Origin of the sequence: Nonomuraea sp. NPDC005692 (assembly GCF_040631115.1) — a bacterium.
In the GTDB taxonomy this organism is placed as follows: Bacteria; Actinomycetota; Actinomycetes; order Streptosporangiales; family Streptosporangiaceae; genus Nonomuraea.
In genome coordinates this window covers 65,657-81,997 of the sequence record NZ_JBEXYU010000028.1, presented here as the reverse complement: position 1 = coordinate 81,997, position 16,341 = coordinate 65,657, and the positions used below count along the sequence as shown (strand labels likewise).

At 71.0% G+C, this 16,341-nt stretch carries 19 protein-coding genes; 10 read left to right on the top strand and 9 right to left on the bottom strand.

Going from position 1 to position 16,341, the window contains the following annotated elements; genetic code table 11:
- The first annotated feature begins 19 nt into the window (after positions 1–19).
- From ABZ459_RS39500 to ABZ459_RS39490, 3 genes are all read left to right on the top strand, one after another.
- Positions 20–604 (top strand): polysaccharide deacetylase family protein, encoded by a 585-nt coding sequence (locus ABZ459_RS39500; protein WP_357981956.1) that lies wholly within the window; start codon positions 20–22, stop codon positions 602–604.
- Between the two features lie 74 nt (positions 605–678).
- Positions 679–1,698: a zinc-binding dehydrogenase gene (locus ABZ459_RS39495; protein ID WP_357981953.1), complete on the top strand. Its 1,020-nt coding sequence runs from the start codon at positions 679–681 to the stop codon at positions 1,696–1,698.
- 142 nt (positions 1,699–1,840) lie between these two features.
- Positions 1,841–3,298: an FAD-binding protein gene (locus ABZ459_RS39490; protein ID WP_357981950.1), complete on the top strand. Its 1,458-nt coding sequence runs from the start codon at positions 1,841–1,843 to the stop codon at positions 3,296–3,298.
- Positions 3,299–3,325: 27 nt separating this feature from the next.
- On the opposite strand, the gene ABZ459_RS39485 is transcribed toward ABZ459_RS39490, so the two are convergent.
- Both ABZ459_RS39485 and ABZ459_RS39480 read right to left on the bottom strand, forming a co-directional pair.
- Positions 3,326–3,547: a hypothetical protein gene (locus tag ABZ459_RS39485; RefSeq protein WP_357981947.1), complete on the bottom strand. Its 222-nt coding sequence runs from the start codon at positions 3,545–3,547 to the stop codon at positions 3,326–3,328.
- Between the two features lie 57 nt (positions 3,548–3,604).
- Entirely contained in the window at positions 3,605–4,069 is a 465-nt protein-coding gene (locus tag ABZ459_RS39480; protein ID WP_357981944.1) for a hypothetical protein, read from the bottom strand.
- Positions 4,070–4,300: 231 nt separating this feature from the next.
- Between ABZ459_RS39480 and ABZ459_RS39475 the strand changes: the two genes are divergently transcribed.
- The gene (locus tag ABZ459_RS39475) at positions 4,301–5,512 is read left to right on the top strand and encodes a cytochrome P450 (RefSeq protein ID WP_357981941.1); all 1,212 of its coding nucleotides are present in this window, start codon (positions 4,301–4,303) and stop codon (positions 5,510–5,512) included.
- A 271-nt stretch (positions 5,513–5,783) separates the two neighbouring features.
- Positions 5,784–6,332: an NUDIX domain-containing protein gene (locus ABZ459_RS39470; RefSeq protein ID WP_357981938.1), complete on the top strand. Its 549-nt coding sequence runs from the start codon at positions 5,784–5,786 to the stop codon at positions 6,330–6,332.
- A 36-nt stretch (positions 6,333–6,368) separates the two neighbouring features.
- Here the strand turns inward: ABZ459_RS39470 and ABZ459_RS39465 are convergent, their stop codons facing one another.
- Complete coding sequence (locus ABZ459_RS39465) at positions 6,369–7,010, bottom strand: DsbA family protein (RefSeq protein WP_357981935.1); 642 nt, start codon at positions 7,008–7,010, stop codon at positions 6,369–6,371.
- A 421-nt stretch (positions 7,011–7,431) separates the two neighbouring features.
- Here ABZ459_RS39465 and ABZ459_RS39460 point away from each other — a divergent pair, with 421 nt between their 5' ends.
- Genes ABZ459_RS39460 through ABZ459_RS39450 form a run of 3 tightly spaced genes read left to right on the top strand, consistent with a single transcriptional unit; the run spans position 7,432 to position 10,091 of the window.
- The gene (locus ABZ459_RS39460) at positions 7,432–8,646 is read left to right on the top strand and encodes a cytochrome P450 (RefSeq protein WP_357981932.1); all 1,215 of its coding nucleotides are present in this window, start codon (positions 7,432–7,434) and stop codon (positions 8,644–8,646) included.
- Between the two features lie 21 nt (positions 8,647–8,667).
- Positions 8,668–8,865, top strand: a complete 198-nt coding sequence (locus ABZ459_RS39455) for a ferredoxin (RefSeq protein WP_357981930.1) — start codon at positions 8,668–8,670, stop codon at positions 8,863–8,865.
- On the top strand, positions 8,862–10,091 hold the full coding sequence (locus tag ABZ459_RS39450) for an FAD-dependent oxidoreductase (protein WP_357981927.1): 1,230 nt from the start codon (positions 8,862–8,864) through the stop codon (positions 10,089–10,091). The genes ABZ459_RS39455 and ABZ459_RS39450 overlap by 4 nt, the downstream gene beginning before the upstream one ends.
- Here ABZ459_RS39450 and ABZ459_RS39445 read toward each other — a convergent pair.
- The 4 genes from ABZ459_RS39445 to ABZ459_RS39430 form a co-directional block, all read right to left on the bottom strand.
- Complete coding sequence (locus tag ABZ459_RS39445; protein ID WP_357981924.1) at positions 10,079–10,891, bottom strand: class I SAM-dependent methyltransferase; 813 nt, start codon at positions 10,889–10,891, stop codon at positions 10,079–10,081. The genes ABZ459_RS39450 and ABZ459_RS39445 overlap by 13 nt on opposite strands.
- Before the next feature lie 9 nt (positions 10,892–10,900).
- Positions 10,901–11,356, bottom strand: coding sequence for a transcriptional regulator (locus ABZ459_RS39440; RefSeq protein WP_357981921.1), 456 nt, complete (start codon positions 11,354–11,356; stop codon positions 10,901–10,903).
- Between the two features lie 33 nt (positions 11,357–11,389).
- Positions 11,390–12,319, bottom strand: a complete 930-nt coding sequence (locus ABZ459_RS39435) for an alpha/beta fold hydrolase (RefSeq protein ID WP_357981918.1) — start codon at positions 12,317–12,319, stop codon at positions 11,390–11,392.
- Between the two features lie 72 nt (positions 12,320–12,391).
- Positions 12,392–12,685, bottom strand: coding sequence for a hypothetical protein (locus tag ABZ459_RS39430; RefSeq protein ID WP_357981915.1), 294 nt, complete (start codon positions 12,683–12,685; stop codon positions 12,392–12,394).
- Positions 12,686–13,149: 464 nt separating this feature from the next.
- Between ABZ459_RS39430 and ABZ459_RS39425 the strand changes: the two genes are divergently transcribed.
- Positions 13,150–14,022, top strand: a complete 873-nt coding sequence (locus ABZ459_RS39425; protein ID WP_357981912.1) for an alpha/beta hydrolase — start codon at positions 13,150–13,152, stop codon at positions 14,020–14,022.
- 204 nt (positions 14,023–14,226) lie between these two features.
- Here ABZ459_RS39425 and ABZ459_RS39420 read toward each other — a convergent pair whose 3' ends face one another.
- The gene (locus ABZ459_RS39420; protein ID WP_357981909.1) at positions 14,227–14,868 is read right to left on the bottom strand and encodes an NAD(P)H-dependent oxidoreductase; all 642 of its coding nucleotides are present in this window, start codon (positions 14,866–14,868) and stop codon (positions 14,227–14,229) included.
- A gap of 94 nt (positions 14,869–14,962) precedes the next feature.
- Between ABZ459_RS39420 and ABZ459_RS39415 the strand changes: the two genes are divergently transcribed.
- On the top strand, positions 14,963–15,490 hold the full coding sequence (locus ABZ459_RS39415) for a MarR family transcriptional regulator (RefSeq protein ID WP_357981906.1): 528 nt from the start codon (positions 14,963–14,965) through the stop codon (positions 15,488–15,490).
- A 115-nt stretch (positions 15,491–15,605) separates the two neighbouring features.
- Here the strand turns inward: ABZ459_RS39415 and ABZ459_RS39410 are convergent, their stop codons facing one another.
- Complete coding sequence (locus ABZ459_RS39410) at positions 15,606–15,956, bottom strand: VOC family protein (protein WP_357981903.1); 351 nt, start codon at positions 15,954–15,956, stop codon at positions 15,606–15,608.
- Positions 15,957–16,341: the final 385 nt, after the last annotated feature.

Genomic DNA, 16,341 nt, shown 5'->3' with positions numbered 1-16,341 from the left:
CCGACCGGCGCCCTGGCGAGTGGCGCTGACCTTCGACGTCGAGCACGGCGACCAGCCCGCTCACCCCGACGGCACCCGGCACGTGCTCGAAACGCTCACCGAGCGCGAGGCCGTGGGGACCATGTTCGTCCAAGGGCGCTGGGCCCAGGCGAACCCCTCGCTGGCCGAGGACCTGGCCGCCGGTGGTCACCTGATCGGCAACCACTCCCATCACCACGCGCCGATGACCTGGCTGTCGCCCAAGGCCTTCGACCGGGACGTCCAGCTCGCCGAACGCGCCATCCGGCGCGCCACCGGCCACGACCCGCGTCCCTGGTTCCGCTGCCCGTTCGGCGACGGCAGCGAGGATCCGGCGATCCGGTCCGCGCTGGACCGGCTCGGCTACCAGGAGACGAGCTGGCACGTGGACCCGTTCGACTGGCGCGGCAAGGCCACCGGGCCGAGCGTCGCCCGCCGGGTCATCGAGGAGGCCACCGCGCACGGCGACGGCGCCGTGGTGCTGCTCCATCCATGGACCAAGGCCACCGGCCGTGCCCTGCCGCTGGTCATCGACGGTCTGCGCGCGGCCGGTGCCCGCTTCGTCCGTATGGACGAACTGGTCTGAACCGCCCACCGCGCCATCGGGGCCGCATACCGGAGCACGGCCCGCGGCCGGACCGTACACCTTGGGAGGGATCAATGAGGTCGTTGTTCGTGGAGTTCCCGAGAGCGGGCGAGGTGCGAGTGGCCCGCGAGGACGTCGCTCCTCCGGGCTTCGGCGAGGTGCTGTGCCGCACCACGCTGTCGCTGATCAGCCCCGGCACCGAGCTGGCCTGTCTGCGTGGCGAGTTCGACCCGGGCACCAACTGGGAGGAGTGGGTGCGTTACCCCTTCCGGCCCGGGTACAGCATGGCCGGGATCGTGGAGGCGGTCGGCGAAGGCGTCACGAGGTTGCGGCCCGGCGACCGCGTGCAAAGCTACGCGCCTCACCAGGAACTGGTCACACTCGCCGACCGCGACGTCCGGCTGCTGCCCGGCGGCGTGACGGCCGAGGAAGCGGTGTGGGTGCCCCTCGTCGTCACCGCGGCGGCGGGCACCGCCCGAGCCGCGATCACCCTGGGCGAGACCGTCGTGGTCCTGGGACTCGGCCCGGTGGGTCAGCTGGTCGTCCAGTACGCGGTCGCGCATGGGGCCTCCCGCGTCGTCGCCGTCGACACCGATGCCAGGCGCCTCGACCTGGCGCGGACGAGCGGCGCGAGCGACCTGATCGAGGCCACCGCGGCCGACGCCCGCGCCGCCGTCGCCGACCTGACCGGCGGCCGGCTCGCCGAGGTGGTCTTCGACGTCACCGGCAACCCCGCCGTGCTCTCCCAGGCGGTACGGCTGGCCCGCCCGCTGGGCCGGGTCGTCCTTCTCGGTGACACGCCCACGCCGTCCCGGCAGATGCTCGGCCCCGGCGTGGTCAGCGACTCGCTGACCATCCTCGGGGCGCACGCCGACCTCGTCTCCGACGACCCGTCAGCCGGCCCGCTCAACCGCGACGCGGTGACCGGGTTGTACTTCCGCCGCCTCTCCTCCGGCACGTTCCGGACCGCCGGAATGATCTCCGAACAGGTGTCCCCCATGGACGCGGCGTCCGTCTACGCACGCCTGCGGGACGGCGGCGCACCGGCCGGAGCGCTCTGCTTCGACTGGACCGGCACGGAGGGGGAGCGGTGACCGCCAGCCCCTGCTCGGCCCGTCGAGCCCGAAGGGCCGTAGTAACCCTTTTATGGCTGTCATCCGGATTCGTTCAGGTAGCGCCGCCGAGTGCCGTCGGCGATTATCGACGCGACGTGACCGCGCTACGAGGGGGTCGGGTATGACGTGGCATTCGTGGAGACGAGCGTTGGTCACGGCGGGGGCGGCCGTGATCGGCTTCGACCCGTCCACGCGCACGTGGGTCACCGACGCCGCCCGGTCTCAGGGGATGGTCGACCTGCCGCCGCTGAAGGGCAAGGTGGTGACCGATCCCGCCTCGCGCGGCCAGGCGGCCGACGATTTCGGGCACCTGGTCCATCGGACCCCAGGGGCCGTTCTGGAGCCCGGCGCAGTGTCGGACATCATGCTGATGATGAAGTACTGCCGCACGCACGACCTGCAGGTGGCCGCGCGCGGCCAGGGACACGCCACCTTCGGCCAGGGCCAGGTCGCGGGCGGCCTGATCATCGACATGAGCCCGCTCAACGCGATCGAGGTGCGGGAGGACACGGCCGTCGTGGAGGCGGGCGCGCTCTGGAGCGGCCTGGCACAGGCGACCCTGGCCCACGGCCTGACCCCTCCGGTCTTCACCGACTACCTGGAGCTCTCGGTCGGCGGCACGCTCTCGGTGGGCGGTCTCGGCGGCCAGACCCACCACTACGGATCCCAGGCGGACGGCGTCGTGGAGCTGGAGGTCGTCACGGGGGAGGCCGCCCTGAGGAGGTGTTCCGCGCGGCTGCGCCCCGACCTCTTCCGCGCGGTGCTGGCGGGAAGAGGACAGTGCGGCATCATCACCAGGGCCACCGTGCGCCTGCTGCCCGCCCCCGCGACGGTCCGCCACTACCTGCTCACCTACCCGAGCGTCGCCGCGCTGACCGCCGACCAGCGGCGCGTGGTCGACGACGGCCGCTTCGCCTACGTGGAGGGAGAGCTCGAACTGCCGACCGGCTCCGCCGGCTGGAGTTACCAGCTCGAAGCGGTCGCCTTCTTCGACGGCACCACCCCGCCCGACGACGCCAGGCTGCTCGCCGGGCTGGGCGACCAGCCCGGCGACCGGCAGATCCAGGACATGTCCTACTTCGACTTCCTCAACCGGCTCGCCCCGGGCGTCGCCGAGCTGAAGTCCACGGGCGAGTGGTACCGCCCGCACCCGTGGTGGAACATGTTCCTGCCCGCGAGCCGCACCGACGCCTTCGTGGAGGCCGTCGTCAAGGACCTGACCGAGACCGAGGTCGGCGCCAGCGGCGTGCTCCTGCTCTATCCCTTCCCCCGCGACCGCCTGCACCTGCCCTTGCTGCGCGTGCCCGACGAGGAGACGGTCTTCCTCTTCACCCTGCTCAGAACCGCCTCGTACGGAGCCGAGGACCCGCAGGACATGGTGGCGGCCAACCGTTCCCTCTACCTGCGCGCCCAGGCCGTGGGGGGCTACCAGTACCCGGTCGGCTCCATACCCACCACGCCTGAGGAGTGGCGCACCCACTACGGCCCCGCGTGGGCCGCCTTCGAGGCGGCGCGTGAACGCTACGACCCCGACGGAATCCTCACCCCGGGCCAGGGCGTCTTCCCTCCGGGTCCGTGAAGCCCGCGTCCGGCCATGGCGCTGGGCCTACGCGAAGGGGATGCCGTCGACGGTGCCGGATACGGATCGCTGAGTGGAGAACGCTGTCCAGGAGAGCGTCACCTTGTGGGTGCGTCGGCCGGTCCCGGCCGTGAGGGTGGCCGTGAGGATCCGCCGCCGGCTCGGGCTGAGCTCGGGGGCCGGATGCGGCGCCACGTCCCTGAGCCGTTGCGGGAACGCACCGACGGCGCGGTAGTTCTCACCGTGCATTTCTGGTCGACCACCCGCTTGGTGGTCAGGAAGATACGCAGCATGCCGCGTACGCACTCACCCATCGGCGGGCGGGCGCGGCGGGCTGTGCCGTGGGGTCGGCCAGTTGATGCACCACTCCTGGGCGGCGACCGCCTCGGTGGGGAAGACGTCGGTGGGCTGAAAGGGCGCCATCGGGCGTTCTCGCTCGTAGTACCGCTCGGCTTGGGCCTGACGTTCGGCCGCCGAGGCCAGCCGGGCCAGGCGGCGCAGCGGGGCCGGGGCGCCGTCGAGGTAGGCATGTGCGGCCGCGACGACCTCCCGGCCGAGCACCGCTTCGGCCGGCTCACGCAGGGTGAGTACCTGGTGCAGCGTCACCTCCGGGTCGGGATGCTCGCGAAGCCGGTCCACCAGCCTCTTCCAGGTGCCGGAGGCATTGCCGGGCAGCGCGTCGCATGGCCTCGAACGCGCACAGACGAGATCAAGGTAGTCGAGCCGGGCGTCGAACCGCTGCTCGGCGTACCCGTCGCGGCCGATGACCATGGAGCTGTCCAGGAAGACGGCGTCCAGGCTTTCGGGGTACCGGGCCGCGTACGCCCTCGGGATGGGTGACGGCGTAGATGGTGCGCATGCGCAAGGTCTTCCTGTTCGGGGGCTGTTCCTGAGTGATCTTAAGAGTTGTTCACGAGAGCAGGGGGCTGCCACACATCACCCCGGGGACCCTTGAAACGATCGTCGACACGTTGTGGAGTCTGAAACAGACAGGAGGCATGCGTGACTCCCACAGCCGTGATTCTCGACAGCAGCGGACACCGCATCCATGAGCAGGCCGACTCCTTACGCGCCGCCGGACCGGCCGTGCCCGTCCAGCTGCCCGGCGACCTCACCGCCTGGTCGGTGACCGACGGGGATGTCGTCAAGCACCTGCTGACGAACCCCCACGTCTCCAAGGACGCGCGCAAGTCCTGGCCCGGCTACCGCCCCTACGCGATCGGCTGGCTCACCGCCTGGGTCGACGTGCGGAGCATGTTCACCGCCGACGACCCCGACCACCAGCGGTTGAGGAACCTGGTCGGCAAAGCGTTCACACCCCGCCGCGTGGAGGCGATGCAGCAGCCGATCACCGCCATCGTCACCACGTTGCTGGGCGACCTGAGCACCGCTGCCCCGGGAGACGCGCTGGACCTGCGAGCACGCTACTCCTACAAGATCCCCACCCAGGTCATCTGCGACCTGTTCGGGGTGCCGCTGGATCAGCGGCCCGCCATGCTGGCCGCCATCGACGCCGTGCTGGACACCAGCCTGTCAGCCGAGCAGGCGATCCGCGTCCAGCAGGAAATGATCGCCTCGATGCACCGCCTCGTCGAGGCCAAGCGAGCTCAGCCCGGCGACGACCTGACCAGCCGGCTGATCGCCGCCAGGGACAGCGGACTCGACCAGCTCAGCGACGACGAGCTCGTCAGCACGCTGCTCCTGATGATCGGCGCGGGCAGCGAGACCACGGTGTCCCTGCTCGACCACGCCGTCATCGCGATGCTCAGCCACCCCGAGCAGCTCGCCGTCGTCCGCCGCGATCCCGCACGCTGGGACGACGTCATCGAGGAGAGTCTGCGTCTGCACCCGCCCGTCATGCATCTGCCGATGCGCTACGCCACCGCGGACATCCCCTTGGACGGGCAGACCACCATCCGGGCCGGAGACCTCATCCTCATCTGCTTCGGCGCTCACGGGCGTGACCCTGCCGTCAATGCCGAGCCTGACCGCTTCGACATCGACCGGCGCGACCGGGCGCACCTGGCCTTCGGCCACGGCATGCACTATTGCCTGGGCGCGCCGCTGGCCCGGCTGGAGGCGCGCATCGCGCTGCCCGCACTGTTCGACCGTTTTCCCGATCTGCGGCTGGCCACCGGCCCGCAGGATCTCCAGCCGATCCCCTCCTTCATCGGCACCGACGTGCTGCGACTGCCCGTGACGCGTGGCGCCTAGTGTCGTGCGCATACGGCGCACGTCGTGAACACTGAACGCGCCCGCCGCACCGGCGACAACCGTCGCGCAGCCGGCGAGCAGGACTCGGGACGGACCGGCGAGTTGCCTGCCCTGTCCGTTCGGCGTGGCGGGCGTGCGCCGACCGGTCGCACCTGTACGGTGCGAAGCCTCCTCTCGGTCAAGGAGCAGACTGTGCCGGTGTCCATCGCTCATCCCGTCTCGACGGTCGGTCACCAGGAGCTGCGCCGTCGGTCAGGCGCGGGAGTGACCTGTGGCGATCACTGACGCGGACATATCGAGCGCCGTCCGGGACCACCTCTCGCGCTTCCCGGACGAGGCCGCGCTGCTGTCCGAGCCGCTCCGCCTGCTGTCCGAGGGCCGGGATTTCGCCTCGCGGCGGAATTTCGTGATGCATGTGACCGCCGGCGCGCTGCTGGTCCGCGACGGCACCGAGGTCCTGCTTGTCGAGCACCGTGCCTACGGGATCCTGCTGCAGCCCGGCGGCCATCTGGAGGCGGCCGACGCCTCGCTGATCGACGCAGCGGTGCGCGAGCTGGCGGAGGAGACCGGGATCGACCCCGCGCAGGTCATGCCGGCGTCGCAGAGCCCCGTCTACATCGAGTACGCCCGCGTTCCGGCCCGACCGCAGAAGGGCGAGCCGGCGCACCATCACCTCGACATCGGGTACGCGTTCGTGACGCACGCGGACATGGGACCGATCCAGAAGTCCGAGGTGACGGATGCGGGCTGGTATCCGCTCGACGAGGCCGAACGCCTGGTCGGCTCGCGCATCGCGCGAGCCGTACCGGCCCGCGGTTAGGACCCGTCAACCGCGTCCGGCCGGCTGCGGTGTCACTCAGTCGAAGGACGGTCTGACGCTCCGCCCGCGGCTCCGCTTGAGCTCGAAGAAGTCCTCCGTCCCGGCGACCAGGACCAGGCCGTCCCAGAGCCGGCCGGCTGCTTCGCCACGGGGCGCCTGCCTGATCACCGGGCCGAACAGGGCCATGCCGCCGATGCGCAGAACGGGAGTCCCGACATCGAGCCCCACCTCGTTGAAAGCCTCATCGTGGGAGTCCCTGATGAGCTGGTCGAACTCCTCGCTGTCGGCGGCCGCCGCCAACGCGGCGGGCAGGCCCAGCTCTGTGAGGGCTTCGGGCACGACTGTGGGGTCATCGCGACGTTTCTGGTTGTGGAACCGGGTGCCGATGGCGGTGTACAGCGGGCCGAGGACTTCACGGCCGGCGTGCTCGGCGGCGGCCGCGCAGACCCGGACCGGCCCCCAGGCCTTCTCCATCTGGTTCCGGTAGTCCTCGCTCATCCCCTCACCCCCACGCTGGACGAGGTTCAGGTGGGCCAGCGACATGAGCCGCCAGTCGGCGTGCACCGGCCGGACCTTCTCGACCTCCAGCAGCCAGCGTGAGGTGACCCACGCCCAGGGGCACAGCGGATCGAACCAGAACGGGACCTCGACGAGCTCCGACTCTTTCGTGATCGTCATGATGCCTTCCTTCCTCTCGGACCGATCTCGCAGAGGGCGAAGTGCGCCGGCAACGTGTCGAGTAGGTGGCGGGGCAGGCTGAGGATGAGGTGCTCGGCCATCGGGATGGTGTCCAGAAGGTCGATGCGGGCCAGCGTTCGCCCTGGTTGTATATCACGCCGGCTTCGGTCACGGCGTGCTGAGCCGCCGGCAAGTACTGCCGGCGGCTGTTCCCGACCACCGACACACCCCGATGGACCGTCCGCCCAGGTTCCACCGCCGCTTGAGGCTTTCCGCCCGCCCTTCCGGCGCTTCCGGGCGGAAGTCTCCGGGGCTGGTTCAACGACAGCCTTGACGTATGAGCGCTGCGGACCACGACGGTTCCCGCCGGGCGGCCGTCATCGCCCCTGCGCGGACCACACGACCGAGGTGAGGAGAGATCATGACCGATGCCCTGCCGGATCCGGTGCCGTTCCCGATGCCCCGCGCGGCGGCCCGCCCGTTCGACCCGGCGCCCGAGCTGACCCGCCGCAGCGCGGAAGCGCCCGTCTCACGCGTCCGTCTGTGGGACGGCACCACCCCCTGGCTGGTCACCCGCTACGACGACGTCCGCGCGGTGCTCGCCGATCCGCGCGTCAGCGTCGACGTGGCCGAGCCCGGCTTCCCGCACACCAACGCGGTGAGCAGGGCACGCGACGCGCGGATGAAGACGCTGATGCAGATGGACGCCCCCGAGCACACCGCACACCGGCGCCTGCTGACCGCCGACTTCACGATCAGGAGGATGGAGGCGCTGCGGCCCAGGATCCAGCGGATCGTCGACGACCTCATCGACGACCTGCTCGCCGGTCCCAACCCGGCCGACCTGGTGCGGGCGGTCGCGCTGCCGGTCCCCTCGCTGGTGATCTGCGAACTGCTCGGCGTGCCCTACGCGGACCGGGCCTTCTTCCAGCGGGCGGCGGCCGAGCTCGTCATGGACGAAGGCGACCCCGCGCGGGCCCTGGCCGCCGCCGAGGAGCTGAACGACTACCTGGAGGCGCTGGTGCAGGCGAAGAGCGACGAGCCGGGTGACGACGTCCTCAGCAGGCTGGCCGTGGAGCAGTACCGGACGGGCGCGATGACCCTGACCGAGATCTCCACGATGGGCCAGCTCCTGCTGGTGGCCGGGCACGACACCACCGCCAACATGATCGCGCTCGGCACGGCCGCGCTGCTGGCGCACCCCGACCAGCTCGCGGCGGTGCGCGACGGCGACCCGGCGCTGGTGGCCAACGCCGTCGAGGAACTCCTGCGCTACCTGTCCATCACCCACACCGAGGCCCGCCGCGTCGCCCGCGAGGACCTGGAGGTCGGCGGCACGATGATCCGCGCGGGCGAGGGCATCGTCGTCGTGAAGAGCACCGCCAACCGGGATCCGTCGGCCTTCCCGGACCCCGGCGTCCTCGACGTCCGCCGTGAGGTGCGCCACCACGTCGCCTTCGGGTTCGGTGCCCACCAGTGCCTGGGGCAGTCGCTGGCCCGGGTGGAGCTGCAGGTCGTCCACGGCACGCTCCACCGGCGCGTCCCCACGCTGGCGGCGGCCGTGCCGCCGGCGGAGCTGGCGTTCAAACAGCAGGCCGTCTTCTACGGCGTCCGCGAACTGCCCGTCACCTGGTGATCGCGCGAAGGAGTCAAGCACATGAAGGTCACCGTGGATCAGGACGCCTGCACCGGCTCGGGGCAGTGTGTCCTCCTCTGTCCCGACGTGTTCGATCAGCGCGACGAGGACGGCATCGTCGTCCTGCTGCGGGACAGCCCGGAACCGGGGCTGCGCGAGGGCGTCGGCGAGGCCGCCCGGATCTGCCCGGCCCGCGCGATCACGCTCAGCGCGTCGTGAGCCGGCCCTCCCGGATCGTGGTCGTGGGCGCCTCGGCGGCGGGCCTGACCGCCGCCGAGGCCCTGCGCCGCGACGGATTCACCGGCTCGCTGACCCTGGTCGGCGCCGAGCGGCGGGAGCCCTACGACCGGCCGCCGCTGTCCAAGCAGATCCTGCTCGGCAGGTGGGCGCCCGACCGCGTGACGCTGCGCCGCCATGAGGGCCGCGTCGCGCTGGGGGCCGACTGGCGGCTCGGCGTCGCCGCCACCGCCCTCGACACCGGCGCGCGCGAACTCGCCCTGTCCGACGGCGGCGTCCTGCCCTACGACGGGCTGGTGATCGCCACCGGCGTCGTCCCGCGCCGGCTGCCGTCAGGGCACGAACTCGGCGGCGTGCACGTGCTGCGCACCCTCGACGACGCCCTCGCCCTGCGGGAGGGGCTGCGCGCCGCCCGGTCGGTGGTCGTCGTCGGCGCGGGCTTCCTCGGTACGGAGGTCGCCGCCGTCGCCCGGCGGCTCGGCCTGGACGTCACCCTGGTCGATCCGCTCCCCGCGCCGCTGATCGACCGGCTCGGCGACCGGGTGGCGCGGCTGCTGGCCGGTCTGCACGCCGGGCACGGCGTCCGCCTGCGTCCCGGCACCCGGGTCACCGGCCTGACCGGCCACGACGGCCAGGTGACCGGGGTCGATCTGGACGGCGGCGCGCACGTCCCGGCCGACCTGGTGCTCGTGGCCGTCGGCTCGGCCCCGGCGACCGGCTGGCTGACCGGCAGCGGCCTGGACGTGGAGGACGGCGTCAAGTGCGACCACCGGTGCCGGGCCGCTCCCGGCGTGGTCGCCGCCGGCGACGTGGCCTCCTGGTGGCACCCCCGCTTCGGCCGCCTGCGCCTCGAACACCGGCTGAACGCCACCGAGCAGGGCACGGCCGCAGCCCGGACGCTCCTCGGCGGCGAGACCCCCTTCGCCCCCGTGCCCTACTTCTGGACCGACCAGTACGACGTGAAGATCCAGGTCCACGGCGTCACAGGCGGCGACGCCCGGTTCCGGGTCGTCGCCGGGGACCCCGCCACCGGCCGGTTCGCCGGCCTGTACGGCAGGGACGGCCACGTCATCGGCGCCATGACCTGGAACCTGCCCCGGCAGGCACGCGAGCTCCGCCGTCACGTCGCCGAGCGGACCCCGTGGCGCCAGGCCCCGGCGGCGCGGGCGCACTCGCGGACGTCTCCGGCCCAGGCTCAGAACCGGTAGCGGAGAACGCGTGCCCCTTGCCGGGACAAGGTCGTGCTGCGGGCGGTGAGACGGGTCAGCGCCCTTAGGGGTTGCGGGAATCGGGCCACTTCCGGAGCGCGGGTGAGGATCTGCTCCTCGATCAGTTCGAGGCCGGCGTGCCACGACTCGGGTTCGTGCGCGTCGTCGAAGCCCTGGGCGGCCTTGATGCCGAGTGCCTTGATGGTCGGGTGGTACTTCATGGCCCGGGCGGCGAAGCGGGTGTAGCCGTTGAGCGCGAGCTCGCCCGAGGGGAAATGGCCGGTCAGCGCGCGGGTCATCGCCTGGAAGGAGTCGCCGGGCATGAAGGGGAGCAGCCCCTCGGCGACGATCATCGCCGGCCGGTCGCCGGGGATGGCCGAGAGCCAGTCGGAGCCGGTGAGGTCGGCTCCGACCAGGTGGGAACGGCCGGGCAGGCGTTCGGACCGCAGGTTCACCACTTCGGGGAAGTCGACGTCGTACCAGTCGACGCCCGGCGGCGGATCACAACGGGACATCCTGGTGTCCAGCCCGCAGCCCAGGTCGAGCACCACGCATCCGGGGTGTGCGCCGACGTAGGCGCGGACGACGTCGTCGAGCTTCCTGGCGCGCAGTGCCGTGGTGAGGACGAGGCTGGGCTTGACCTTCAGCCTGCCGAAGTCGTAGTCGATGGTGCCGGCCAGGTCGGCGGAGAGCGTGTCGCCGAGGATCGGATGGGAGAGCCCGGCGTCCAGGGCCCTGGCGTGGAGAGTGAGCAGCAGCGTTTCCTGGATCAGCCCCAGCTCGGGTTTCCAGCGGTGCATGGAGATTCCTCAATGGCGTAGCGGATGGTGGGCCGCGAGGTTCTGCAGCCATGTCAGGGAGTCGTGGGCGGCCTTGATGCGCTCGGTGCGCTGCCCCTCGCCGCCCGCGAGGTCGAGCCCTTCGTCGGCGATCTCGCCGAACGCGCTCAGGCTGTCGAGCTTGCGCTGGATGACCTTCTGCCAGGCGTCGTCCTCGATGCGGTAGTAGGAGGTGCGATCCCCGGGCCTTCTCACCTTCTTGACCAGGTCGATGGCGGTGAGAAAGCGCATGTTCGAGGTGAGCGAGGCCCGGCTGGCCTGGATGGCCTCGGCGATCTGGCCGGCGGACTGCTCGGCCGGGTCGCAGATCATGAGCCAGCCGAGGATGCGTCCGGTGATGGGCGGCAGCCCCCACTCCTCGACGCAGAAGGCGGACACCCGCTCCACCCATCGAAGCAGCCGGTCCTGCTGTTCCTCAGCGCTCATCGTCGCGTCCTCCCTTGGTGATCGTGTGCCGGTTCACTGTGTCATGGCGGCCACCGACTCATAGGTGGGCGCCGGGGTGCGGCCCGCGAGCGGGGTCCTGCGCAGGTAGAGGTCGAACCAGTCGATGGCGAGCGCCATCGCCTCCCGCAGGCCGGGCCCGGTGTAGAGGCCGAGCACGTCGTACGGCAGCACCGCGAGCCGCTTGGGCTCGCCCGCCTTGGCGAAGGCGCTCTGCGCCTCTTCGAGCATGTGGTACGGGTCCCACCCGCCGTTGGCGATCATCAGCAGCGGCGTCGGCGCGAGCCGGTGGATGAGGTTCTCCGGGGCGAAGGTGAGCAGGTGCTCGGCCGAGTCGAGGGTCTTCTCGTTGCGGTAGGCGGGAAACAGGCGGGTCGAGATGTCCGGAGCGTCCTTCACGCTGTCGCCCTCCAGCGTCAGGTGCGGCACGCGAGCGCTCGGCTCGCCTTCGTGGCGCCGCTGCCAGTCCTGCTGCAGCCGGTCGCGCAGCGCGTGAACGCCGGCGCGGCCCAGGAGGCGTTCGGTGTACCGCCATCCGTCCCACACGCTGGGGCTCTGCACCACGACGCACTTGATGCGCCGATCGAGCACGGCGGCCTGGGCCGCCACCGAGCCGCCGATGCTCACCCCCCACACCCCGATCCGCTCCGGCTGCACCTCGGGACGGGTCCGCAGGTAGGACACGGCGCTGCGGAAGTCCTCCACCTGCCGCTCCGGGTGATCCAGGCCGCGCGGCTCGCCCTCGCTGGAACCGGCCGTGCGGTAGTCGATGGCCAGCACCGCGAAGCCGGCCTCGACGAAGTGCGGCGCGAAGAACGCCAGCGCCTCCTTGACCATCACCCCGCTGTGCCCGAGCACCAGCCCGGGGACCGGGTCACTCGTCTCTGGCAGGTAGAGATCGCCCGCGCAGCGGGTGCCGAGGCTGTTGAAGGTCACGTGTTCCATGGCTCGCTCCCTAGTAGCGGCTAGTCATTTCAATCATGACTGAAATAACTAGCAACTTCAACGCATTCGGCGTCATCGACGTGTGTGGCCGTCGTCCGCGGCTGACGTCGCGCGGGTCAGGGCCTCGTGCCGCCAGGCCAGTGTGGTGGCGCCGAGGCGCTTCACCTCAGGCAAGGACATGGACTGCGCCTCGCGCACCAGCGTCTTGAGGTGGCCGGCGAGGATCGCGCCGAAGCCGCCGCCCGCGGGTCTCGCTTGGGCCATGAGCGCGTCGACCTTGCCGGACGGCAGGGGCAGCTCGGATGTGGGCAGATGCACGATGATCGCCAGCGCCGGCCCGGCCCCGGCCCGTCGGTGTCTCCCCAAGGAACCGGACGTCGGCGAAGTGGCCGCCGTCTCCGAGCGGGGGACTCCAGGACAATGACTACATGGGGTCGGGGACGACGGTCACGGCTCAGAACGCGCTCGTGAACTACCTCCTGGTGGACTGCTCCTGACCTTTCCGCCTGGGCTCTCCTGGCCCGCCGGAATGGGGCAACGGGCCAGGCTGCGGCACCGACCGCTGATACGCTCTCAGACATGATCGAGAAGTTCATCCGTCTTCGTAACAGCTGAAGTGGTCTGCCCGCCGGTCGTTCAGCGACCAGCGCAGTTCGATCCCGCAGACAGGTGCTGGGGCACAAGCCGCGCACCACATGGGTTACGCCCGCAGCCGACCGCCGGCTTCATTCTCACGGCTTGATCTGCCGCGTTCTCACCCGGCAGCCGCACGTCGTTCCCCGCGACGCGGGCATGTTCGCCATGCCTTCGAACGAAACGGACTGTTCTTCATGCGATCCAACTCCAACCACTCGTCGTCGCCCACGTTCGTGCTGGTCCACGGCTCCGGCAGCAGCTCTTTCATGTGGGCTCCCGTCCAGCGCGAGCTGGCGTTGCTCGGCCACCGCAGCTACGCCGTCGATCTGCCGGGCCATGGCCTCGACGCGCAGTACCCGCTCGCCTACCAGGCGCCCCAGGACCTCGAGGCGTGGGCGGCCGAGCCGTCCACGCTGGCCGACGTCACCCTCCAGGACAACGTGGACGCGGTCGTCGACGTGGTCCGGCGCGTGGCCGAGCACGGGCCCGTGGTGCTGGTGGCGGCCAGCCTCGGCGGCCTGACCATCAGCGGTGTGGGCAACGCCATCCCTGACCTGGTGGATCGGCTCGTCTACATCTCCGCCTGGTCGTGCGTGGTGCGCGCCAACCCGATCGAGTACATGCAGGAGCCCGAGTTCGCCGGCAACCTGATGGGGCCGCTGGCCGCGTTCAACGTCGGCGATCCCGCCCGGCTCGGCGTCGGCCGGGCCAACTACCGCACCGCGGACGCGGCACTGCTGGACGCGCTCAAGGCCGCCACCATGGCGGACGTCAGCGACGAGCAGTTCCGTGCCTTCCTCAACATCCTGCAGCCGGACGAGTCGATCGCGGTGATGACGGCCGACGCCCGCGTCGACGCCACCACCTGGGGCACCATCGCCCGCACCTACATCCGCCTGGCCGGCGACCGATCCCTGCCGGTGGCCATGCAGGACAGGCTGATCGCCGAAGCGGACGCCCTGACACCCGGCAACCCGTACGACGTGCACACGCTGGACACGTCACATGTGGGGTTCCTGTTCAGGGCCGATGAGGTCGCCGCCATCCTGGACAAGGCCGCGATCTAGCAAAAGGCCGGGGGCGGCCGGCCGTCCCCTTCGCCTTCGAGCTCTGCCACTCCCTCAGAGGTGGCTGCGCCTCAGCCGGGACGGCGGACATGGTGGTGCGGGGGGCGGTCGCGCGGCCTCAGCGGTCAGTGGCCTCGGCAGGCATGTTCTTGATCTGGCGGAGAACCTGGTCGCTGACGGCGAGTGATGCGCAGCGCTCGTAGGTCAGGCGGCGTACCGGGCGGCGAGCGCTCGTCCGGCCTCGCCTGCCGCCTCCTCGGCGGTCTTGTGCATGATCGCCGCCATCTCGGTGAACTCGTCCAGGGCGGGGTTCACGCCGACGAGCGTGAACTCGCGCTCGACCACCGTGAGGTCGGCGCCCCAGATGTCGACGAGGATCCGGCGCAGGTAGTCGATGTTGTGGTCCCAGCCCGCGCGCGGGGTGCCGGGGCCGTAGGCGCCGCCGCGAGTGGTGACCAGGACGGTCGGCGTGCCCTCGAGCAGGCGGACGCCCTGAGGCGCCCCGGCGATCGCGAGGTCGATCCAGGTCTTCGCGTGCTGCGAGACGCCGAAGTTGTAGAGCGGCATCGCGAGCACGGCGCTCGTCGCCTGCTGCAGCTCAGCGGCGAGCCGCTCCGCTGTGGCGAGTGCCTCGCGCTGCGCGGCGGTGCGGCCCTCCTCCGGGATGTGACGGCTGGAGATCGCGGCCTCCCAGACGTGTGCCGGCAGCGGCTCCTGACCGAGGTGACGCCGTACCACCGGCACCCCAGGGCGGGCGGCCACGAGCTCGTCGAGGACGAGGTCGGCGAGTGCGCTGCTGGCGGAGCGGTCGCCTTGGATGGTGGCGTCGACACGGAGCACGTACATGGGGATCTCCCTGACGAGTGAGTGCTAGTTGAATGTTCAAGTTGACAGTATGTCGAACCACTTGAATATTCAAATTGCCTGGTAGAGTTGATCTGTGAGTACCGAGCCCCCCCGCGGAACCGCCTCCGAGCACCACGCGCCATGGCTGTCGCCCGAGCAGCAGCGCGACTGGCGAGCGCTGGTCGCGCTGATCATGACCCTGCCGCCCGCACTGGACGCCCAGCTCAAGCGCGACGCCGGCGTCAACAGCTTCGAGTACCACGTGCTCGCGGCTCTCTCCGAGGCGCCCAACCGCACGCTGGTGCTCAGCGACCTGGCCGCATTGGCGCAGGGGTCGCTCTCGCGGATCTCCCATGCGGTCACCCGGCTCGAGCGGGCTGGCTGGGTCGAGCGGCACAGCTTGCCCAACCGCGGTGGCCGCCACACGGAGGCACGGCTCACCGACGCCGGCTTCGCCAAGATCGAGGAGATCGCCCCTGGTCACGTCCGAGAGGCGCGTCGACTCGTGGTCGACGCGCTGACGCCCGAGCAGCTCGCCGCACTCGGCGACGCCGCCCGGGCGATCACCGCCGTCACCATGGCGGAGGCGCCCGAGACATGCCCGGAGAGCGGTGACTGCTGATCCGGCAGGCGCGGGGGACCGCCGCGCAGCATCGAGATCCCACCGAGCAGCGCGCCGAAGTGCGGATCGGGTCTCCGGAGCACGGGCGAGCCGGTCCGGCTGCTGCTGTGGTCGATCAGGGCTGCCGGCGGGTGATGTTGACCATCCAGGTGATCCCGAACTGGTCCACGAGCGAGCCGGCCTCGTCCCCCCATGACTGCTTGTCCAGGGGCAACGTCACAGTGCCGCCGACGGACAGTCTCTCGAAGTAGCCGCGGAGCCGGGCGTCGTCGCCGAGGAAGACCGCGACGTTGTCGCCCGGGGTGTGGGGCATCTCTTCCCGGACGTCCCAACCCATCAGCGTGTAGCCGTCCGGGGTGCGGAGCGTGGCGTGCATGATTTTGTCGGCGGGTGCGTCCGGCGAGCCGAACTCGGCGTACGTGCCCATCTCCAGCTCGCCGCCCAAGACGTCGCGGTAGAACTCCATCGCCTGTCGCGCGTTCCCGTCGAAAAGCGAGGCACGGGTTGAGCTGGGATCCCATCTGATGCTCCTCGGTGTGAGTGAACGGCGAACGGCCCGGACCGCGGCAACGGTCACCGATGGTTGTCCGAACCTGGCAGCGTTCGACCGCCGAGGTTCGGGCCCCGCGGGAACCGCTCGCGCACCTGGACCCGCTGCGTCAAGCCTCCCAACGAATCACGACATCCTGCGTCGTGTATTGCCGTGGAGCTCTCCCCGGTTGCTTCCGGTGGTTCTACTGCGGCGGCGGCGCAGCCGGCCGGTCGACGCTGTGTCGGGCGCTGGAGAACGACGACCTGTCGGGCCCTATGGGCAGACCGCCGGCGCATGCAAGCGGCCCCCGGAGCGGTTC